Source organism: Caballeronia zhejiangensis, from assembly GCF_022879815.1.
GTDB classification, from domain to species: Bacteria; Pseudomonadota; Gammaproteobacteria; order Burkholderiales; family Burkholderiaceae; genus Caballeronia; species Caballeronia zhejiangensis.
Genome location: NZ_CP084285.1, coordinates 249,679 through 270,459, shown reverse-complemented (window position 1 = coordinate 270,459; position 20,781 = coordinate 249,679). Strand labels below are relative to the sequence as shown.

Here is a 20,781-nt window from a genome sequence, read left to right as displayed (position 1 = left end):
CTTTAAAATTCGTCGCAACTCATTCCGCTTTTTTTTGCAATGCCTTCCACACGCGCATCGTCCACGCACTTCGTCCTCATTCCGAGCTACAACCCCGGCGAGAAAGTCGATGAAACCGTGCGCGGGGCGCGCGAGCAGTGGAATCCGGTGTGGGTGGTCGTCGACGGCAGTACCGACGGCAGCGCCGAACGCCTCGTCAAAATGGCCGAAGCCGACGACGGGCTGCGCGTGATCGTGCTGCCAGAAAATCGCGGCAAGGGCGCGGCAATTCTCGCGGGCATCGACGAAGCGGCGAAGCTCGGCTTCACGCACGTCCTTACGATGGACTCCGACGGACAACATCCCGCCGCGCTGATCCGCACGTTCATGGAAACGTCGATGAAGGCGCCCGATGCGATGATCCTCGGCCGCCCGAAATTCGATGCGAGCGCGCCGCAACTGCGCGTGCAGGGACGGCGCATCTCGAACGGCTGGGCGAATCTCGAAACGCTGTGGATGGGCATCGGCGATTCGCTCTACGGCTTTCGCGTCTATCCGATCGCGCCGCTCGCCGCGCTCATGCATACGCAGACTTTCATGCGCCGCTTCGACTTCGATCCGGAAGCGGTCGTGCGCCTGTGCTGGCGCGGCGTGCGCCCGATCAACGTCGACGCGCCCGTGCGCTACTTCACGGCCGAGGAAGGCGGCGTCTCGCACTTCCACTACGGCCGCGACAACGCGCTGCTGACATGGATGCACATGCGGCTTTTCCTCGGCTTCCTCGCGCGCCTGCCCCGGCTTGCGTGGCGTCGTTTCAGCGCGCGTCGCTGACCGTCGAGTTCATCGCGACGCCCGCGATCAGCGTGTTCGCAAGCACGATGTCGTGAACGTTGTACGCGTAGATCGGGCCGGGCGTCGTCGCCGTTGCGGGTCCGGCCGCGACCGGTGTGCCGAAATCGCAATCCGTGATCGTGACGCCGGTGATCGCCGGAATCGCGGGCGTCGGCGCGGGGCCGTTGTAATCGAACGCGACCGGGCCTTGCGCGACGATTGCCTGAAAACACGATCCGCTCACGCCGTTCAGCGACACGTTGCTCGCCTTCAGGTTCGAGATGTTCACGTTCTGCACGAGCGCGGGCCGCGTGCGGATCGCGTCTTTCGACGGCTGATAGTCGCAATCGAACGTGATGATGCCGCCCTGCGCCGCCGATGGATTCGCCGCCGTCGCCGTCGCCACGCCGAGCGGCACCGTCGCGTTGATCGGGCTGCCCGCGAGCAGACTGCTGCCGTAACCGGAAGGCGTGAGGCTCACGCCGTTGGGCAGCGTCACGTTGTCGACGTAAAAGTCCTTCACGAAGCCGCCGCGATTCATGTTCGTCTTGATGCGGATCGCGATGTTCAGCGAATTCGTCGCCCAGAACTTGTTGAGCATCTGCAGGTTGCGCGCGTAGATTTTCTGCACGCCGCCGCCCATTTCGCTGCCGAGCGTGATGCCGCCGTGGCCGCTGTTCATCGTGCAGTTCTGGATGACGTGGTTCTGCGCCGGGCCGTACTGCGTGTCGAGATCCTTGCCCGACTTGATCGCGATGCAGTCGTCGCCGGTGTTGAACGTCACGTTCTCGCAGAGGACCGTGTCGCAGGCGTCGGGATCGAAGCCGTCATTGTTCGGGCCGATGCTGTCCACCGTCACGCTGCGCATCACGACGTTGCGGCAATCGGTCGGATGATGCTGCCAGAACGGCGTGTTGTTCGTGCGATAGCTTTCCATCAGCACGTTCGTGCAGCCGATGAATTCCACCATGCACGGCCGCAGATAATGGCCGATGCCGAAGATGCGCTTTTCGATGGCGACGCCCGCTTCCGATAGCGCCGGCAGATAGTTCTGGTCCTGCTGCCACGGCGTGGCCGGATCGGTGAGCTTGGTGTAGAGCGCATCGGCGATGCCGGGCACGGCGGTCTTCAGGTCGACGTTGTTCGCATTGACCGATGCCTGCGATGGCGTCGACGAATTCACGCAGCCGTAGACGCCGCTATTGCCCTTCCACGTCCACCAGCACGTCGCGGTGTTGCCGCTGCCGGCGAATGGCGTCATCGCCTGGCCGTTGAGCACGGAGCTGTCGCCTTCGCCCGTCACCGCGATGTTCGTCTGATTGCGCGCGTAGACCGGCGGGCCGTAGTTGAGGCAGTCGTTCGCCTGCCAGCGGCTGTAGTAGAGCTTGCCGTTCGCGCCGCAATCTTCCGGGCCATCCTTCGCGTAGTCGGCGGGATTCGGGCTGAAGTAGATCGTGCAGTTCGCGGACAGATGAAAGTCGACGTTCGACAGCAGCACGATCGGTCCCGCGCAATACCACGTTCCCGACGGCACGACGACGTGTCCGCCGCCCGCCGCGTTGCAGGCCGCGATGGCCGCGAGAAACGCGGGGCGCGAATCGAAGGAGCCGGGCGCGTGGGTCTGGTCCGCGCCGGTGCTCAATGGCGACTTCGCCGGATCGGTGTATGGATTCGCCGCCGCGACGACCGCGCACGTTTTCGCGCCGTAATCGGTGACGAGGAACTGGCGGCTCGGAAACATCGACGTCGAGACGCTCTGCAGCGCGTTGACGATCTGCGTCGCGGAGCCGGACGGGCCCCAGATCGGGTCTTGCGCGGCGGGCGGCGTCGGCGAGCCGGAGGCGGAATCGGAGTCGTCGTGGCCGCCGCAACCGGCGAGCGCGCCGAATGTGCTCATCGCGCCGAGCAGCGGGGCGCCCGCCGACAGCCCCGCGAACTTCACGAACGCGCGGCGCGCGCGGTTTTGTGGGTGCTTCATCGATCGTCTCCTGATCGTTTATTTATCGGATGTCGTATCAGTTTGCGTACAAGGCAAACGTTATCCAACACGCAGGAGACGCGTCAACTCGGTGCAAACGCGTAAGGAAATATAAGACGTCGTATGTGATGGATCGGAAAAAATGTCTCAAGCGGTCTTCTTGAGCGCGAGCCGCGCTTCGAGCCCGCCGCCTTCCCGATGATGCAGCGTGAGCGACGCATCCATCGCGAGCGTGAGCTGGCGCGCGATCGCGAGCCCCAGTCCGGTGCCGCCCGTTTGCCGGTTGCGCGAATCTTCGAGCCGCACGAATGGCTCGAACACCGCGTCCAGCGATTCTTCCGGAATGCCCGGCCCGCGATCGAGCACGGAGATGACGGCGCGTCCGTCGTCGCGCGTCGAGACTTCGATTTCCGCCTCGCCGGCATACTTGATCGCGTTATCGACGAGATTGCCGATAACGCGCTTCAAGGCCTGCGGCGGCGCCATCAGTGCACCGCCGATGTTGCCCGACAACCTCACCGATTGTCCTGCATCGAGATAATCGTCGACCATGGTTTCGATGAGCGCGTCGGCATCGATGCGGCGCGGCGCTTCGTTCGTGCCGTGCAGCGTGCGCGCGTAGGTCACGCCTTCCTTCACGAGCGATTCCATCTCCTTCAGATCCTGCTGCAGCTTCGCGCCGGTCGATTCGTCGTCCATCACGTCGACGCGCAGCCGCATACGCGTGATCGGCGTCTGCAAATCGTGCGTGATCGCCGCGAGGATCTGCATGCGTTGGGCCATGTACATCGAAACGCGGTCCTGCATCGCGTTGAACGCTTTGGCGGCGCGCGCGACTTCCTCCGGTCCCGATTCCGGCAGACGCTCGGCCTTGAGATCCGGGCCGAGCGTATCGGCGGCTTTGGCGAGGCGCTTGAGCGGGCCGGTTGCGAGGCGCACCGCGAGCCAGCAGCACGCGCCGAGCACGATCAACTGCAACGTCAGCACGAGCGGGAGCCAGCCGGACATCGGCATGCCGGCGACCGGACGCATGTCGATGGTGAGCGGCGAGCCATCCGACAGCTTCAGATGCACCTGAAAACGCTCCCTGGGACCGGGAACGGCATTGACCGTCATCGGATAACGATTGGCGATGCCCGCGCCGATCGAGTTCGCGAAGCGTTCCGACAACTCCGCATCCGGCTTCGCGCCGGTCTGATCGCCCGGTCCGAGGATGAACTCGTAGCTGCGACGCGCGAGACGCGGCAGCCACTGCGCACGCTCCTCTGGCGGCAGATGATCGAGCAGCGCGACCGAGCTCGCGACCTCGCGCTCGACGTAACCGACCATCATGTTGGTCATCGATTCGTCGCGCTCGCGCATGGTCAGAAAAAACGAGAATGTCTGGGCGAGCGCGAGCCCGACGACGAGTATCAGCGCGAGCCGCGCGAACAGCGTGCGCGGCCAGTGCAGCGGTGAACTGGAGGAAACGGTGCTCATTGAGAAGACTCGACCGGTTTGACTTCGGCGGAGAAGACGTAGCCTTCGCTGCGCAAGGTCTTGATGTAACGCGGCTCGCGCGCGGTGTCGCGCAGCCGTTGACGCAAGCGCGACACGAGCAGATCGATGGAGCGATCGAATGCATCGGCCTGGCGGCCTTGCGTCAGGTTCAGCAACTGATCGCGCGTGAGCACGCGCTGGGCGTTGTCGAGAAACACGCGCAGCAGGCGGTATTCCGCGCCCGAGAGCGCGACCATCGTGCCTTCCGCGTCGAGGAGATGGCGCGCGGTCGTGTCGAGACGCCAGTCGCCGAATCCCAGCATCTGCGAGGTTTCGGTGACTTCCATGCCCGGCGGCAGCATGCGCGTGCGGCGCAATACGGATTTGATGCGCGCGAGCAATTCGCGCACGGCGAAGGGCTTGGGAAGGTAATCGTCGGCGCCCATTTCGAGGCCGAGAATGCGGTCGGCTTCCTCGTTGCGCGCGGTGAGCATCAGCACCGGCACATGGCGGAACTTGCCCGCGCGCAGCTCGCGGCACAGCACGAGGCCATCCTCGCCGGGCAGCATCAGATCGAGCACGATCAGATCCGGCGCGCCTTGCTGCTCCAGCACGGCGCGCATCTGCCGGCCGTTCGCGGCGAGCGATACACGCATTCCGTTTTTTTCGAGGTATTCGGCGAGCAGTTCGCGGATGCCGCGATCGTCGTCGACGATCAAAACGTGATCAGTGGTTTCCATCGATGGATCGTTGTCGTTGACGCTTGAGTTGCATCCGGCTCGGGCTGACCAGCAGACACTGAACCGGATGGGCCATTTCCGTCGCGATCCCGCCGATGAGAAAGGCGAAGACCGCCAGCATGCGTTTCATCCGAAGCTCCCGCCGATTGCGATGACTGCGTTATAGCGCGCTTCGGCGGACGTTTTGTATCGCAGTGTATCCCGCATGTCGTGCGATACATAACATTGCGCAGCGCGCCTTTATCCGACACAAGCGGGATACGCGCGCGCAGTCCAATGCGGTCATGCCGATGCGAACGTCGGCCTGCCGGAGCGATGTGGCGATCTCACCAGCCATCTCACGCCGCTCCGATATTCACCGCATTCAAGAGGACTTCGTCATGCTCGACGCCATCAGAAACGCCGCCGTGTGCGCCGGAATCGCCGCGTGTGCGGCCATCGCGCCCGCGCAGGCCGCCGCACCCGCAAGCGCTCACACGAGCGACAACGTCGCGCCGGAGTTCGCCGGCATCGACAAGTGGATCAACAGCGAGCCGCTCTCGCTCGCGCAATTGCGCGGCAAGGTCGTGCTCGTCGATTTCTGGACCTTCGCGTGCGGCAATTGCCTCAACACGCTGCCGGCCGTGAAATCGTGGAATCAGAAGTACAAGGACAAAGGACTCGTGGTCGTCGGCGTGCATACGCCCGAGTTTCCGTTCGAGCGCGATACGAACAACGTCAAGCGCGCGATCGAACGCAACGGGATCACGTATCCCGTCGCGCTGGACAACCGCTACGCGACGTGGGCCGCGTACGGCAATCAGTACTGGCCGGCGTTCTATCTGATCGACAAGCACGGGCGCGTGGCCTACACGCATTTCGGCGAAGGCGATTACGCGCAGACCGAAGCCGCGATCGGCAAGCTGCTGGCCGAGCGCTAGGCGGGGTTCTGTATCGCAATGTATCTGCAACGTGCGCGATACAAAACATTGCACAAGACCCGCATCGCCGACACAAGCCAGATACGTGCGGGCCTTCAAATACACACAACGACGGCTCACGAGTGACACGCAAGACCGACACCCGCGATGCCCGATCGCCGTAACTCACTCAACCGACCGAATCATCAGCATTCAAGGAGAAACACCATGAAATCCACGATCGTTGCTTTCGCTCTCGTCGCCGGCGCCATGACCGGTGTTGCCCACGCCGCCGTGAAGAACGTGCCGCTGAACGTGCAGTCCCAACAGGCCGTCGCGAACCACGCGTATGCCGGCAAGACGCGCGCCGAAGTGAAGGCCGAGCTGGCACAGGCGCAACGCGATGGCGAGATCGCGGCGTTGCGCAGTCTCTATCAAGGCAGCTAATCCATTTCCTGAATCACGCAAACGAGGTTCGAATCATGATCAAGCAATTCGTCACCGCCGCAGTCATCGCCGTCAGCGCCGTCGCCGCCGGTTCCGCCTTCGCCAGCAGCGGCTACGGCCCCGCGCCGCACTACGATCCGCTTGCCGGCGCGCCTTCGTCGCAGCGCGGCGTGAGCGCGCAGACCATCGCCAGCGAAAGCGCCGCCGCGCCGATGCAGGCATACGGCGGCATGAGCGACACGGTTTCGCAATCGGGCGCGCGCGGCGTGGCCACGAACGACGTCGCCCGGCTCTTCGCGCATCACTAAGCCAGTCAACTTTTCGAATCCAAAGAGGAACGCATCATGACCCAGATCGACACCGTCCTGTACACGGGCAAAACGCGCGTCGTCGGAGGCCGCGAAGGCCATGCGAAGAGCACCGACGGCCGTCTCGACGTCAAACTCTCGCCGCCCGGATCGGCCGGCGCGGGCACCAATCCCGAGCAGATGCTCGCGGCGGGCTGGTCGGCGTGTTTCATCGGCGCGATGGGCAAGGCCGCGGCGAAGCTGAAGACGCGCCTGCCGGCCGACACCGCCGTCGATGCGGAAGTGGACCTCGGCATGAACGGCGATGCGTATCTGCTGCGTGCGCGCCTGAACGTGAGCCTGCCGGGAATCGAGCGCGCGGTGGCGCAAGAGATCGCGCAGATGGCGCATCAAACGTGTCCGTACTCGAAGGCGCTGAAGAGCAATATCGATGTGACGATCACGGTGGTCTGACGCGTTCATCCACGCGATGCGGTCCGGTCGACCGGTGCTTGATCGATCAATCGAAAGCACTGGGCCGACACGGGCCGAAGTTGCGGCTGTCAGCCTCGCGTGTCGATCCATTCGCGCGCCCATCGGCGCGAGAATTCGACCGCCTCGCTTTCCTTCGCGAAATAGTCGAGCGAGTAGAAGCGATACTGCGCATCCGTCGGATGTTCGCTCGAACGCTCGAGCATCAGATTGGCTGAAAACGTCTTGTCGCGGAGCCGATGCGCGGACGCGTGCACCGTATAACCACGGTAGTGATTGAGTGATGTCATTTTAGTTTTAGATGTAAATGCTTTGCGGCCAGATGCCGAAAGCGCAGGAGCGATGCGCGCTGATAACGCGATCGTCGAAAGGCTGTCAGAGCCTGGGAGAGAAAAGGCGGGAAACGGAGGCGGACAACAAGAGCGCGGGAACCGGCGTTGCGGTTCCCGGCGTGATGCGGATCTACAGCGCTACAGCGGCAGATTTACAGCGGCTTGATGTTCGAAGCCTGCATGCCCTTCGGGCCGCGCTTCGTTTCGAAGCTGACCTTCTGACCTTCGGCCAGCGTCTTGAAACCGTCCGAACGAATTTCCGAGAAGTGCGCGAAAAGATCGTCGCCGCCATTATCCGGGCTGATGAAGCCAAAACCCTTGGTGTCGTTAAACCATTTAACCGTACCGGTGTCCATAAAAATCCTGAAATGAATAGATAAGTTGCTCGATCGAGCGGGATGAAGCGGCAAGGAGGGGAATGGACAACGAATACCGGGGAAAATCGGACTATTGATGAGCAGCAATCGACTTCTTGTACTTCAACGACCATTATGCCAATTCCAAGAGAAATGGTCAACTATTCGTTTCGAAGCGAAGGCGAGCGGAACGATTCGTGCATCGCGTGTGCATCTCGTCATCGGGTTGGCACATGCGTTTTCGTCAGAAGAAGACAGCGCTCGACGGCCGCATGTCCGGCGCCGCGCGGCCCGCGCATTCATGGGCGGCGGACGTCGGACCGGGCCTCGTCACGATTGCATCGGATAACGATCCGAGCGGCCTCGCCACCTATACGCTCGCCGGCGCGTGGTACGGATTCGACCTATTGTGGGTGTGCGTGCTCACGTACCCGTCGACCGTCGCGCTTCAATTGATCGCCGCTCGCGTCGCCGCCATCACGCGACGAGGCCTGACGACGAACATGCGCGAACACTATTCGCGGCTGTTCTTCTACTTTGCGGTCGCGCGTTTCGTGATCGCCAACACGTTCAATATCGCGGTCGATGTTCTCGCCATGGGCATCGCGCTCAGTTCGCTCGTCGGCGGTTCGCTCCTGTGGCTCACGCTTGCTTCGGGATGCGCTTCGCTCGTGTTGCAATGGAGCGTCGCTTATGCGCGATACGCGCGCGTCCTCAAGTGGCTGACGCTCGCGATGTTCGCGTACGTCGGCGTGATCCTGCTCGTCGACGTGCCGTGGCGACTGGTTGCCATCCGCTCGGTGATTCCACGCGTCGAGTGGACGGAGGGCTACATGTCGATGCTGATCGCGGTGCTCGGCACGACCGTCAGCCCTTACTTGCTGTTTGCGCAAGCGGAGCAGGAGGTCCGCGACGCACGAGAGAGCGGCGATCGTGGAGAAGCGTTGGAGCGGACGATGCGCGGCGTGCGTCGCGACACGCTCTGGCGAACGGCGTGCTCGAACGCGATTGCGATCTGCGTGATGATCGCCGCGGCCGCGACGCTCCATCTGCTCGACCATGCATCCGCCGGCGATACGGTCTCGATGTCGCGTGTACTCGAGCCGCTCGCGCACGGTTACGCGCGGCAGGTTCTCGCACTTGCGCTTCTCGGATCGGCCTTGCTGGCGCTGCCGCCGCTCGCGGGCTCGGCGGCTCAGGCCGTAGCCAGTTCGTTCCGCTGGAAACGCGGCGAACGGCGAGACCGGCGGATCGCGTATGTGCTCGTCGCCACGATCGCGCTCGGCACGATCGCAGCAGTGGTCCTCACGCACTATCACGTCGACCCGGTGCGCGCGCTCTACTGGAGCGCGGTGGTCAACGGCATGACCGTGACGCCGGTCCTCGTGCTGCTCGTGCTGCTCAGTTCGAAGCGCGAAGCCGTGGGCGACCTCGCCGCGCATTGGGCGCTTCGCGCGCTGAGTTGGCTCGCCACGATAGCGACCGCGGCGGCTGTGATCGCCCACTTCATACTTGAAGTGCAGTGACGGCATTCGCGTAAATCTCCGCCCCTACCATCCGAAAAAGTCATGCGAAGGGCGTCGCTTAGGGGCATTCCCTAGCGTCGCTTTCGAGCGGTCTCGCGGCAAACGGCGGCCACGCGCGCGCCCGTCGCCTGCAAAGCCGCGCCCGTGCTGGCTCTACGGCATTCACGCTGCGTTCCGTTTTTTTCAGGCATCGAATGCGACGGACACATGCATTACCAGAAGTATCGAAAAGGGCTCAGAAAATGTCGGTGGATGATCGAAATTGGCCATGTACGCTTCATTCAACGCAAAGAACGCCGGGTTGTTTCCGGCAGCGACAAACTCCTTTTTGAACCTGCTAGGTGGAATGACCCGATGATTCCCAACCTGACGCTCGCACCGAACGAAGTCACGAGCACGGCTTCCGCGCAGTCCGGCACCGTATCGCCGGCGCGTCCTGTCGCGGCATCCACGACCGAGATTCTCACGGTCAAGAACCTTTCGAAGATTTTCGGCGCGAAGCCCGAGCGCGCCCAGGAGCTCTTGAAACAAGGCCTCGGCCGAAACGAAATCTTCGCGCAGACAGGCAATATGGTCGCCGTCGACGATGTCAGCCTCGCCGTCAACGCGGGCGAGATCTTCGTCATCATGGGCCTCTCCGGTTCCGGAAAATCGACGCTCGTGCGTCTGCTCAATCGCCTGATCGAGCCGACTTCGGGGCAAGTGATTCTCGAAGGCCGGGACATCGCGCCGATGAGCACGCCCGAACTGCGCGCCGTGCGCCGCGAAAAAATGGCGATGGTGTTCCAGTCTTTCGCGCTGCTGCCGAACCGCTCGGTCATCGACAACATTGCTTACGGGCTCGAAGTCGCGGGCAAGAAAAAATCGGAACGTTATGACATCGCACGCGCCGCATTGACGCGCGTCGGCCTCGCTTCTTACGAGAAGCTGCTGCCGAGCGAGTTGTCGGGCGGCATGCAGCAGCGCGTGGGTCTCGCGCGCGCGCTGGCGGTGAATCCCTCGGTGCTCTTGATGGACGAAGCGTTTTCCGCGCTCGATCCGCTCATCCGCTTCGAAATGCAGAACGAGTTGTTGCGTTTGCAGAAGGAAGAGCGGCGCACGATCGTCTTCATTTCGCACGACATCGAGGAAGCGGTGAAGATCGGCGGGCGCATCGGCATCATGAAGGACGGCCGTCTGATTCAGGTGGGCACGCCGGCAGAACTCATCCAGTCACCCGCCGACGCCTACGTGCGCGATTTCTTCCGCAACGTCGACGTGTCGCGCTTCCTCGAAGCATCGAGCCTGATGACGAAGGTCGAGCGCGGTCTCATCGCGTGCAATACCAGCGCGCCTTCCGAGCGCTATCTGAACAGCCTCATCGACAGCGGCGCGGAGTGCGGATACGTCTGCGATGAAGCAGGGCGCTATCAGGGTTGCGTGACGCCTGCATCGCTGCACAAGAGCGGCAACCGGCCGATCAGCGATGCATTGCTTCGCGATGTCGCGGCGGTTCCGCTGACAGCCGATCTGCATCAGCTCGCATCCATTGCACTGGGGCAGGAGCACGACGTGCCGGTCACGGATGAACAAGGCAGGCTCGCGGGCGTGGTGTCCTGCCGCACGATTCTCAAGCAGGTCATGGAGCGGAGAGCAGCATGAATTCCTCGATTTTTGGACGATTCGCCGAAGACGCGGTCAACTTCCTTTTCTCGCACTTTCGCGGCGGCTTCGATGCCTTCTCGGCTGCGCTTGGCGCGGTCATCAAGCTCCTCGAAGACGGTCTCGGCGCGGTGCCGTTCATCGCGATGCTCGCGATCCTCATGGCGCTCGCGCTGTGGAGAAAGGGCGTCGTGTTCGCGGTGTTCGTCGGCGCGGCGCTCTATGTCATCAACTACATGGGCCTGTGGACGCAGACGGTATCGACGCTCGCGCTCGTTGTCGCGGCGACGTTCTTCAGTCTCGTGATCGGCGTGCCGCTCGGCATCTGGGGCGCGCGCAACAGGCGTGTCGAAGTCGTGCTGCGTTCGCTGCTCGACTTCATGCAGACGATGCCCGCGTTCGTGTATCTCATTCCCGCGGTCATTCTCTTCGGCCTCGGCCGCGTGCCCGCGGTGATCGCCACGATCGTGTTCGCGATGCCGCCCGTCGTTCGATTGACGACGCTCGGCATCCGCCAGGTGCGCGAGGAATTGCTCGAAGCCGGCCGCTCGTTCGGCAGCACCGATGCGCAACTGCTCTGGAAAATTCAGTTGCCCAACGCGCTGCCTTCGATCATGGCGGGCGTGAACCAGACCATCATGATGGCGCTGTCGATGGTGGTGGTCGCTTCGATGATCGGCGCGGGCGGCCTTGGCGAGTACGTGCTGAGCGGCATTCAGCGGCTCGATATCGGCATCGGTTTCGAGGGCGGTCTCGGCGTGGTGCTGCTCGCGATCATTCTCGATCGCCTGACGGAAAGCTTCGGCGTGAAAGCGAAGAAAAAGAAGAAGGTCATCTCCACGCCGGCGAAGCCCGCCGCGGCGCAAGCGAACGCGCAGACCTGAGCGATACGAGCATCGATTACTCAACCACAATGCTATGAAAGATACGGAGTCCGTAATGAAAAACAACCTGATCAAATCCTTGATCGTCAAGATAGTGACGCCGGCCATTGTGGCGTTCGGGGTCGGCGCGAGCCCGGCGATGTCCGCCGAGCCGATCAAAGTGGCGGTCACGAACTGGGCCGACGTGCTCGCGGTCGCCAATGTCGCGAAGTACGTGCTGGAGACGAAGCTTCAGCAGCCGGTGCAATTCGTTCAGGCGGATATCGGCATCCAGTATCAGGGCGTATCGCGCGGCGATCTCGACATCATGGTCGGCGGCTGGCTGCCGGTGACGCACGGTCAGTATGTCGCGCGCTACAAGGACACGCTCGACGACGTCGGCATCATCTATACGGGCGGCAAGAACGGCTGGGCGGTGCCCGCGTATGTGCCCGAGTCGCAGGTTTCTTCGATCGAGGATCTGAAGAAGCCTGAAGTGCAGAAGCAGCTCAACGGCGTGATCCAGGGCATCGAGCCGGGTGGCGGTCTCATGCAGGCGTCGGAGAAAACCATCAAGGCGTATGACCTGTCGGGCTACAAGCTGCAATCGGCGAGCGAGGCCGGCATGCTCGCGGCAATCCAGCGCGCATACGGATCGAAGCAATGGATCGTCGCGACCGTTTGGAGCCCGCACTGGTTGTTCCAGAAGTGGCAGATGCGCTATCTGAAGGACCCGAAGGGCACGCTCGGCGGCGAAGAGCAGGTCCATGCATTCGCCTCGAAGCAGTTCGCGGGCAAGTTCCCCCGCGCAGACGTGTTCTTCAAGCATTTCAAGCTGACGCTCGCGGACGTGGAATCGATCGAATTCGAAGGCAATTCGACCAACGACTACGCGACGGCCGCGAAGAAATTCGTCGACGCGCATCCGGACAAGGTCAAGGCGTGGCTGACACAGTGAAGGCGTACTGCAGGACGCTTGCAAAGCGCACGTTCGACGTGCGCCGCGCATGACTTCGCACGATCCATCCATCAGAGAGACAAACATGAGCTTCGAAGGCGTACATACACCGCTCGTCACCCCGTTCAAGGCCGACGGCGAAATCGATCACGACATGCTCGGCAAGCATGCTCAGAGTCTCGTTGGCCGCGTTACGGGCATGGGCGTCGGCGGCACGACCGGCGAATACTATGCGCTCAGTTTCGAAGAGCGTGTGAAGACGCTCGAGACGGTAGCGTCGGCGGTCGGCGGCAAGACCTATCTCACCGCCGGCATCAACGCGACGACGACGAAGGAAGTCGTGCGTCTCGGTAACGAAGCGAAGCGCGCGGGCTACGACGCATTGCTGGTCGCGGCGCCTTACTACGTGCAGCCGACGCAAGACGAGCTGCTCGATCACTTGCTGAAGGTCGACGACGCGCTCGACATGCCGATCATGCTCTACAACTTTCCGGCGCGCACCGGCACGGCCATCGGCGATGAAGTGCTCGACAAGCTGCTGCAGCGCCCGAACTTCGCCGCGATGAAAGAGAGCACGGGCGACATCGCGCATCTGCATCATCTGGCCACGCAACTGCCGGAGCGCTTCGTTCTCAGTTGCGGCATGGACGATCAGGCGCTCGAATTCTTCGCATGGGGCGCGCGTAGCTGGGTCGCGGGCGCGTCGAACTTTCTGCCGGAAGCGCATACGGATTTGCTCGAAGCGTGCGTTAAACGCGGGGATTTCAGCACCGGCCGCAAGCTGATGACGCAGTTGCTTCCGGTGCTCGAATTGCTGGAGCGCAGCGGCAAGTTCATCCAGTACGTGCGCTATGGCTGCGAGCTCGCGGGCACGAAAGTCGGCATCGCGCGTGCGCCGCTCGGCACGTTGAACGACAAAGAACGCAGCGCCTTCGCGAGGCTCGTTCAACCCTTGCTGCGCAACGCTCAGTAACGCGATACGTGAATGGCCTCGAAACTGGATTTCATGCGGCTTCCCGCACCTGATGGGGTCAACGGATGGTGGGAAAGCCTGCCGCCCGCCGCGCCCGCGAACCGCGTGACGGGCGAGCTGCGCTTCGACTACGTAGTGGTGGGCGGCGGCATCACCGGTTTGTGCGCGGCGCGGCGGCTCGCCGAGCTTGCGCCGGATGCATCGATCGCGCTCGTCGAGGCCGATCGCATCGGGCGCTCGACGGCGGGCCGCAATTCCGGCTTCTTCGTCGATCTGCCGCACGACATCAGCAGCGAAAGCTATTCGCGCAGTGTCGAGGCAGACAAGGCGGACGTGCGCTTGCAACGGCACGGCATCGGCTATGTGCGCGATACGGTGAAGCGGCACGGCATCGATTGCGACTGGCGCGACGACGGCAAGTATCACGCGTCGGTCAACAAGAAAGGCCACACGGCGCTGACGCATTTCGCGGACGGACTCGCGCGTATCGACGAGCCGTGCGAATGGCTCGACGAAGCCGCGATCGCGAAGGTGACGGGCACGCGCTTCTATCAAAGCGCGCTCTTCACGCCGGGATGCAGCACGGTTCAGCCGGCGGCACTCATGCGCGGTCTCGCGGCCACGCAGCCGTCGAACGTGACGGTCTTCGAACTGAGCGCGGTGAAGAACATGGAAGCGCGCGGCCAGACGAAGCTGCTGACGTTCGCGAACGGCAGCATCGAAGCGAAGCGGGTCGTGCTCTGCACCAACGCGTATGCGGCGACGTTCGGCGGCCATCCGAATGGCTTGCTGCCGGTCTACACGTTCGCGTCGATGTCGCGCGTGATGACCGACGATGAAATCGCGCGGCTCGGCGGAACGGATTCGTGGGCGCTCATTCCCGCGGACCCGATGGGTACGACCGTGCGACGTCTCGCGACCAACCGTATTTGCGTACGCAACCATTTCGCGTTCCGGCCGAATCTGTCGGTCTCGGAACATGATCTGACGAAGGCGAAGCATCTGCATCGACGTTCGTTCGATCGACGTTTTCCGATGCTCGAGGATGTCGAGCTGCAATACACGTGGGGCGGCGCGTTGTGCCTCTCGGCGAACAATGGCGCGCTCTTCGGCCAGCGCGACGACGGCGTGTACGAAGCAGTCGGCTGCAACGGACTTGGTTTGAGCCGCGGATCGGCGGCGGGCAAGCTCATCGCCGAACATGTGCTCGGGCGCTCGAACGAGCTGATCGATCAACTGCTGAAACAACCGCATCCGCGTTCTCTGCCGATGCGGCCGATCGCGGACGTGGCGGTATCGGCGGCAATCTGGATGAAGGAATTCTCGGCGGGCGCCGAGCTTTGAATCTTTGAGGACATGACATGACGACGCATCAGGAATGGAAACGTCAGGCCGAACATCTGTCGCTCGATGGCCGCGCGTTCATCGCGGGCGCACGCTGCAACGCGGCATCGAATGAAACGTTCGATACGTTGAATCCGTCGACGGGCAAGGTGCTCGCGCAGATCGCCAGGTGCGAAGCGAAGGACGTCGATCGCGCGGTCGTCGCGGCGCGCGAGGCGTTCGAATCGGGCGTGTGGTCGAAGGCCGGGCCATCGCAGAGAAAGGCCGTCTTGCAGCGTCTCGCGCAACTCATCGACGACAACGCCGAAGAACTCGCGCTGCTCGAAGCGCTCGAAGCGGGGAAGCCGATCAGCGAATGCATGGGTCTCGACATTCCGGAATCGGCGGCGTGCATTCGCTGGCATGCCGAGGTCACGGACAAGCGTTACGACGCGCTGTCGCCATCGGGGTCGAGCGTCGTGAGCATGATCACGCGCGAGCCGATTGGCGTCGTCGGTGCGGTGCTGCCGTGGAATTTCCCCGCGCTGATGCTCGCGTGGAAGATCGGGCCGGCGCTGTCCGTGGGCAATAGCGTCATCGTGAAGCCCGCGGAGCAGACGTCGCTATCGACGCTGCGTATTGCCGATCTCGCGCTCGAAGCCGGCGTCCCGCCCGGCGTGTTCAGCGTCGTGACGGGCTTCGGCGAAAGCGCAGGGCAGGCGCTCGGCACGCACGCCGATGTCGATCTCATCGCGTTCACGGGTTCCACCGAAACGGGCAAGCGCTTCCTGCGCTATTCCGCCGAAACCAACATGAAGCGCGTCGTGCTCGAATGCGGCGGCAAGAATCCGCAAGTCGTGTTGCCCGATGTCGCCAATCTCGATGCCGTCGCGGAGCAGGCCGTCGCCGCCGCGTTCTGGAACATGGGCGAGAACTGCAGCGCGGGATCGCGCATTCTGGTGCATTCGAGCCACAAGGCCGAACTGCTGCAAAAGATGCAGGCCGTGCTCGAAGGCTGGAAGACGGGCGATCCGCTCGATCCCGATGTCAAGCTCGGCTCGCTCATCGAGGAAGCGCATTACCGCAAGGTGCTCGGCCACATCGAGAAGGCGAAGGCAGAAGGCGCGCGCGTCGCTTGCGGCGGCAACGCGACGCTCGCGGAAACGGGCGGCTGGTTCGTCGAGCCGACCATCTTCGATAACGTCACGCCGGACATGAGCATCGCGCGCGACGAGGTCTTCGGCCCGGTCGTGTGCTTTATCGAATATGCTGACGTCGACGAGGCCGTGCGGATCGCAAACGATACGTGCTACGGACTCGCGGCTTCGCTGTGGACCGACAACGTGAACCAGGCGCACAAAGTGGCGGCGCGCATCCGCGCGGGCACCGTGACCGTCAACTGCTTCGGCGAGGGCGATCTGTCGACGCCGTTCGGCGGCTTCAAGCAGTCCGGTTTCGGCGGACGCGACAAGTCGGTCTACGCGCACGACCAATATTGCGAGCTGAAGACGACCTGGCTGAAGCTCGACTGATTATCGGACGAGGCAACATGCGTATTGGCTTTATCGGCACGGGCACGATCACGGAGGCGGTCGTGACCGGCATGATTCGTTTCGATGTTCCCTTCGAGCGGGTCGCGCTGTCTCCGCGCAACGCGCAGACCGCCGCGCGTCTTGCGAAACTCGACGCGCGCATCGAGGTTTGCGTCAGCAATCAGGGCGTGCTCGATGCATCGGATGTCGTGTGTCTCGCGGTCTTGCCGCAAATCGCGGCAGACGTGCTGGGCGAACTCACGTTCGATGCGCGGCATCACGTCATCAGCTTCATCGCGGCCAAGTCGCTCGATAAGATGCGCGCCCTCGTGCGCCGCGCGGCCAAGGTCGTGCGCGCGATTCCGCTACCCGCTGTTGCGTCGGGCAAGGGCAGCACGGCGCTCTGTCCGCGCGATGACATCGCACGCGCGCTCTTCGCGCCGCTCGGCGAAGCGGTCGAAGTGGACGACGAACACCAGTTCAATGCGTTATCGGCCGCCACCGCGACGATGGCGGCGTTTTTCGCGTTGCTCGAAGAGCAGGCGTCGTGGCTCGCGCGGCAAGGCGTGCCGTATGCGTCCGCGCGTTCGTTTTTGTCGGGCTATCATGTGGGCCTCGCTCATGAAACGACGCTCGATACGCAACCCTTCTCGTCGATGATCGGGCGTGTCAGCACGCCAGGCGGCCTCAACGAGCAGCTCAATCGCGAACTGTCGGAGCGGGGCACCTACGCGCACTACTCGAAGGCGCTCGACGCGATCATGCGCCGCGTGCAAGGGCGCGAGTGAACACGAAGAACAAGCGCTGATCGCGAGCCCTCGAAGGTGAGTCACATGCAGAAGAAACAGCAGTTCGCGGACAGGCTTCTCGCCCAGATGCCGTCGCTGCGCGCGCTTCGGTGCTTCGTCACCGCGGCGCGTTACGAGAGCTTCACGCAAGCCGCCGAAGTGCTGTGCGTCACGCAGGCGGCCGTCAGCCGGCAGATCAAGGAGCTGGAGGACACGCTGGAGGTCGCGCTCTTCGAGCGCACCGGCAGGCACATCGCGCTGACCGACGCCGGCCGCATTCTCTACAACGCGTCGTATCTGTCGATCATGAACATCGCGGAGGCGGCGCAGGCGGTGCGGCGCGTCGACCGGCATGCGCTCACGCTCTGCATCTCTCATACGTTTTCGGCGCTCTGGCTCTCGTTCCGATTACCCGCGTTTCGCCAGCGTTTTCCGAACATCCGCCTGCATGTGATGGTGACCGAGCACTTCATGGAGCTCGACGATCTGATGGAGCCGGATGTCATCATCACGAAGAATCCGCCGCGCGAAGCGGAGTACGAAGTCGAGCCGCTTTTTCACGACATCGTTTATCCGGTATGTAGCGTTCCGTTTTTCGAGCGCTATTTTCATGGCCGTGCGCTAAAGCCGCTCGATCTGCTCGCGCATCCGACGCTGAGCCTGTCGCTGCTCGGGCGCGCGCAGGTGTGCGAGCACGTCGACTGGCGCGTGTGGAAAAACTGGTATCAGCAAGGCGACGGTTCCGAGCGGCTCGATCAGCACGACGATTTCGGAAGCAACGACTATCGCCTGCTTGTGGCTCAGGCCGAAGCGGGCGAGGGCACCTTGCTCGGCTGGCATCACCTCGTGCATCGTCAGGTGGAGCAGAAAAAGCTGGTGCGTCCCGTCGACGATGCGCTCGTGTTCCACGATCGTCATCACTACATCATCACGCATCGCAACGCGAAAGCACGCCCGGAATACATTCAGTTTCGCCAATGGCTCGACGAGGAAATCGGCACGATGATGCAGGGATGGCCCGCCGCCGAATCGAAGGCCGTTCTATGAGCGCCGCATGAAACCGGCAACCGAAAAAACGAAGGGTTATCGGCGGCTCATTCCGTCGGTGACGGCGCTGGTGGAGTTCGAGGCCGTCGCGCGGCTCGGCAGCTTCACGCTCGCGGCGCATGAACTGGGCGTTACGCAGGCCGCCGTGAGCCGGCAGGTGCGCTTTCTCGAAGAGACGCTCGGCACGCGGCTATTTCGCCGTCTGCATCGCGCGATCGAACTGACCGACGAAGGCGAGGCGCTGTATCGCGTCGTCGCGGAATCGATGCAGAAGATCGCGAGCGTGTTCGATCGCCTCGCGCGCGGGCCCGTTCAGCAGGAACTCGTGCTCGCGGCGACATCCGCGTTTTCGCATTTTCGACTGCTGCCGCGGCTTGCGTCGCTCAAGGCGTTGCAGCCCGACCTGCAGTTGCGGCTGTCGACGCAGATGTTCACGGCCGACTTGCGGCACAAGGAAATCGACGTCGCCGTGCGCTTCGGCAACGGGCTGTGGCCGGACGGCACGGCGACTTTGCTGTTCGACGAGGAGGTGTTTCCGGTCTGCGCGCCTTCATGGCTCCAAAAGCAGCCCGCGCCCGCGACGCTCGACGAACTGGCTGGCGCGGTGCTCGTCGAGTCGGATTCGACGACCGAAGGCTGGATGGGCTGGGAAGAGTGGTTCCACGCGCTCGGATGCCGGCCGATGCGCCTGAACTTCGCGCTGCGTTGCAGCCTCTATACCGATGCGATCCAGGCCGCGCGCTACGGCCAGGGCGTCGCGCTCGGATGGGGCCGGCTCGTTCAGGATTTTATCGAGAGCGGGGATCTCGTCAGGCTGGAAGTGGCATCGTTCAGGCCGACCGATTCGTACTTCGCCGTGGTGCCGCATGGCCGCGCTTTCACGCCTGCCATCGGCGGTCTGATCGAATGGCTGCGCGACGGGGCGCTCGCATAAACCAAAGTCATGCGACACCGAAAATAAAGCGCATTGACGCTATTTTTCAGCGATCCAATACTCGGAATATGGCGGGACCATTCGAAGTCCCGATACCCTGAACGTTGGAGAGCGACGATGTCCGAAGTGCAAATGAAGACGCATGGCGAACTGATCCGCAGCCGCGAGCCCGGGCATGGCTTGCCCGGCGAGCTGTTCGGACGGCAGGACGTGTTCGAGACGGACGTCGAGGTCTTCTTCCAGAAGCACTGGATTCTGGTCGGCGTGACGGCGGACGTGCCCGAGCCGGGCGATGTGTCGACCGTCGATATCGGCCGTGCTTCGATCATCATCGTTCGGGATGACGACGAGAACATCCGCACTTATCGGAACGTCTGCCGGCATCGCGGCGCGCGCCTGAAGGAACCGGGGAAATCGACCGTCGGCATGCTGGTCTGCCCGTATCACCAATGGACTTACGATCTCGACGGCAGCCTGCGCCACGCCGCGCACATGGGCAAGGATTTCGACGCGAAGTGCCGCAGTTTGTTGCCGGTGCATACGCGGATCGTCGGGACACATATTTTCGTGTGCCTCGCCGACGAGCCGCCGGCGGACATCGCGAAGCTCGAAGACACGATGGCGCCGCGCTTCGCGCCCTACGACCTCACGAACACGAAGATCGCGTTCGAATCGGAGATCATCGAGAACGGCAACTGGAAGCTCGTGATCGAGAACAATCGCGAGTGCTATCACTGCGCCGCGACGCATCCGGAACTCACTGCCTCGTTTTTGCCGGAAGATTTCGGTTTCTGTCCGGAGAATCTCAGCGAAGAATCGCTGCTCGAAATCGAAGCCTATAAAAAACGGAACGCGGCGTGTCAGGCGAGTTGGGAGAACGACGGCTTCACGAGCGCGACCGTCGAATGGCTGGACGAAGATGCGGTCACGCAATTCCGGACGCAACAACTCGTGATCGCGGGCTACGGCGAGTCGCAGACGATCAGCACGAAGGTCGCGAGCCAGAAGCTGCTCGGCAATCTGCAGCGCCGCGATCTCGGCGACACGCATCTCTGGACGCACAACTCATGGACGCACGTCATGAGCGATCATGCGGTGATTTCGTACATCATCCCGCTCGCGCCGGATAAAACGCTCGTGCGTTCGAAATGGCTCGTGCACGCGGATGCCGTCGAAGGCGTCGATTATCAGCTTCAGGATCTGACGGAAGTGTGGGTCGCGACGAACGCGCAGGACAAGCATCTCGTCGAAATCACGCACGAAGGCACGCAGGATCCGGCGTATCGGCCAGCGGTGTTCTCGCCGTTCACGGAAAGCTACGTGGAGCAGTTTTCGCGCTGGTATTCGGCGCGCCTGAGCGCGCACGGCGTTTGAAC

At 62.9% G+C, this 20,781-nt stretch carries 22 protein-coding genes; 16 read left to right on the top strand and 6 right to left on the bottom strand.

All coding sequences use genetic code 11. The annotated features are described in order from the left end of the window. The first annotated feature begins 39 nt into the window (after positions 1–39). On the top strand, positions 40–810 hold the full coding sequence (locus tag LDZ23_RS22320) for a glycosyltransferase family 2 protein (protein WP_008348270.1): 771 nt from the start codon (positions 40–42) through the stop codon (positions 808–810). On the opposite strand, the gene LDZ23_RS22315 is transcribed toward LDZ23_RS22320, so the two are convergent. From LDZ23_RS22315 to LDZ23_RS22300, 4 genes are all read right to left on the bottom strand, one after another. After that, positions 794–2,788 carry a glycoside hydrolase family 28 protein gene (locus LDZ23_RS22315; RefSeq protein ID WP_008348269.1) on the bottom strand — a complete coding sequence of 665 codons (1,995 nt, stop codon included), beginning with the start codon at positions 2,786–2,788 and terminating at the stop codon, positions 794–796. The two genes, LDZ23_RS22320 and LDZ23_RS22315, sit on opposite strands and share 17 nt — an antisense overlap. Before the next feature lie 147 nt (positions 2,789–2,935). Continuing rightward, positions 2,936–4,267, bottom strand: a complete 1,332-nt coding sequence (locus LDZ23_RS22310) for an ATP-binding protein (RefSeq protein WP_008348268.1) — start codon at positions 4,265–4,267, stop codon at positions 2,936–2,938. After that, positions 4,264–5,007 carry a response regulator gene (locus tag LDZ23_RS22305; protein WP_008348266.1) on the bottom strand — a complete coding sequence of 248 codons (744 nt, stop codon included), beginning with the start codon at positions 5,005–5,007 and terminating at the stop codon, positions 4,264–4,266. The genes LDZ23_RS22310 and LDZ23_RS22305 overlap by 4 nt, the downstream gene beginning before the upstream one ends. Beyond that, on the bottom strand, positions 4,994–5,137 hold the full coding sequence (locus LDZ23_RS22300) for a hypothetical protein (RefSeq protein WP_167561844.1): 144 nt from the start codon (positions 5,135–5,137) through the stop codon (positions 4,994–4,996). The genes LDZ23_RS22305 and LDZ23_RS22300 overlap by 14 nt, the downstream gene beginning before the upstream one ends. Before the next feature lie 250 nt (positions 5,138–5,387). Here LDZ23_RS22300 and LDZ23_RS22295 point away from each other — a divergent pair, with 250 nt between their 5' ends. From LDZ23_RS22295 to LDZ23_RS22280, 4 genes are all read left to right on the top strand, one after another. Further along, a complete protein-coding gene (locus LDZ23_RS22295) occupies positions 5,388–5,927 on the top strand; it encodes a thioredoxin family protein (RefSeq protein ID WP_008348264.1) in 540 nt (179 codons plus the stop codon). Between the two features lie 207 nt (positions 5,928–6,134). Continuing rightward, entirely contained in the window at positions 6,135–6,353 is a 219-nt protein-coding gene (locus tag LDZ23_RS22290; protein ID WP_008348262.1) for a DUF4148 domain-containing protein, read from the top strand. Between the two features lie 35 nt (positions 6,354–6,388). Further along, on the top strand, positions 6,389–6,661 hold the full coding sequence (locus LDZ23_RS22285; RefSeq protein WP_008348260.1) for a hypothetical protein: 273 nt from the start codon (positions 6,389–6,391) through the stop codon (positions 6,659–6,661). A gap of 36 nt (positions 6,662–6,697) precedes the next feature. Then, complete coding sequence (locus tag LDZ23_RS22280) at positions 6,698–7,114, top strand: organic hydroperoxide resistance protein (protein WP_008348258.1); 417 nt, start codon at positions 6,698–6,700, stop codon at positions 7,112–7,114. Positions 7,115–7,203: 89 nt separating this feature from the next. Here LDZ23_RS22280 and LDZ23_RS22275 read toward each other — a convergent pair whose 3' ends face one another. Together LDZ23_RS22275 and LDZ23_RS22270 are read right to left on the bottom strand one after the other, a co-directional pair. Next, complete coding sequence (locus LDZ23_RS22275; protein ID WP_008348256.1) at positions 7,204–7,422, bottom strand: hypothetical protein; 219 nt, start codon at positions 7,420–7,422, stop codon at positions 7,204–7,206. Positions 7,423–7,616: 194 nt separating this feature from the next. Continuing rightward, a complete protein-coding gene (locus LDZ23_RS22270) occupies positions 7,617–7,820 on the bottom strand; it encodes a cold-shock protein (protein WP_008348254.1) in 204 nt (67 codons plus the stop codon). Positions 7,821–8,053: 233 nt separating this feature from the next. Here LDZ23_RS22270 and LDZ23_RS22265 point away from each other — a divergent pair, with 233 nt between their 5' ends. The 11 genes from LDZ23_RS22265 (at position 8,054) to LDZ23_RS22215 (ending at position 20,779) form a co-directional block, all read left to right on the top strand. Then, complete coding sequence (locus tag LDZ23_RS22265) at positions 8,054–9,346, top strand: NRAMP family divalent metal transporter (RefSeq protein ID WP_051079014.1); 1,293 nt, start codon at positions 8,054–8,056, stop codon at positions 9,344–9,346. 354 nt (positions 9,347–9,700) lie between these two features. Further along, complete coding sequence (locus LDZ23_RS22260; RefSeq protein ID WP_008348251.1) at positions 9,701–10,987, top strand: quaternary amine ABC transporter ATP-binding protein; 1,287 nt, start codon at positions 9,701–9,703, stop codon at positions 10,985–10,987. Continuing rightward, on the top strand, positions 10,984–11,871 hold the full coding sequence (locus tag LDZ23_RS22255; RefSeq protein ID WP_008348250.1) for an ABC transporter permease: 888 nt from the start codon (positions 10,984–10,986) through the stop codon (positions 11,869–11,871). The genes LDZ23_RS22260 and LDZ23_RS22255 overlap by 4 nt, the downstream gene beginning before the upstream one ends. A 55-nt stretch (positions 11,872–11,926) precedes the next feature. Continuing rightward, the gene (locus LDZ23_RS22250) at positions 11,927–12,808 is read left to right on the top strand and encodes a glycine betaine ABC transporter substrate-binding protein (protein WP_008348248.1); all 882 of its coding nucleotides are present in this window, start codon (positions 11,927–11,929) and stop codon (positions 12,806–12,808) included. An 85-nt stretch (positions 12,809–12,893) separates the two neighbouring features. After that, a complete protein-coding gene (locus LDZ23_RS22245; RefSeq protein ID WP_008348245.1) occupies positions 12,894–13,781 on the top strand; it encodes a dihydrodipicolinate synthase family protein in 888 nt (295 codons plus the stop codon). A 12-nt stretch (positions 13,782–13,793) separates the two neighbouring features. Then, positions 13,794–15,125 carry an NAD(P)/FAD-dependent oxidoreductase gene (locus LDZ23_RS22240; protein WP_008348243.1) on the top strand — a complete coding sequence of 444 codons (1,332 nt, stop codon included), beginning with the start codon at positions 13,794–13,796 and terminating at the stop codon, positions 15,123–15,125. 17 nt (positions 15,126–15,142) lie between these two features. Beyond that, complete coding sequence (locus LDZ23_RS22235; RefSeq protein ID WP_008348241.1) at positions 15,143–16,636, top strand: aldehyde dehydrogenase; 1,494 nt, start codon at positions 15,143–15,145, stop codon at positions 16,634–16,636. A 17-nt stretch (positions 16,637–16,653) separates the two neighbouring features. After that, complete coding sequence (locus LDZ23_RS22230; protein ID WP_244808220.1) at positions 16,654–17,424, top strand: pyrroline-5-carboxylate reductase; 771 nt, start codon at positions 16,654–16,656, stop codon at positions 17,422–17,424. A 45-nt stretch (positions 17,425–17,469) separates the two neighbouring features. Beyond that, positions 17,470–18,471, top strand: a complete 1,002-nt coding sequence (locus LDZ23_RS22225; RefSeq protein ID WP_244808219.1) for a LysR family transcriptional regulator — start codon at positions 17,470–17,472, stop codon at positions 18,469–18,471. A gap of 7 nt (positions 18,472–18,478) precedes the next feature. Next, a complete protein-coding gene (locus LDZ23_RS22220) occupies positions 18,479–19,405 on the top strand; it encodes a LysR substrate-binding domain-containing protein (protein ID WP_008348236.1) in 927 nt (308 codons plus the stop codon). Positions 19,406–19,522: 117 nt separating this feature from the next. Further along, complete coding sequence (locus LDZ23_RS22215; RefSeq protein ID WP_008348234.1) at positions 19,523–20,779, top strand: aromatic ring-hydroxylating oxygenase subunit alpha; 1,257 nt, start codon at positions 19,523–19,525, stop codon at positions 20,777–20,779. Positions 20,780–20,781: the final 2 nt, after the last annotated feature.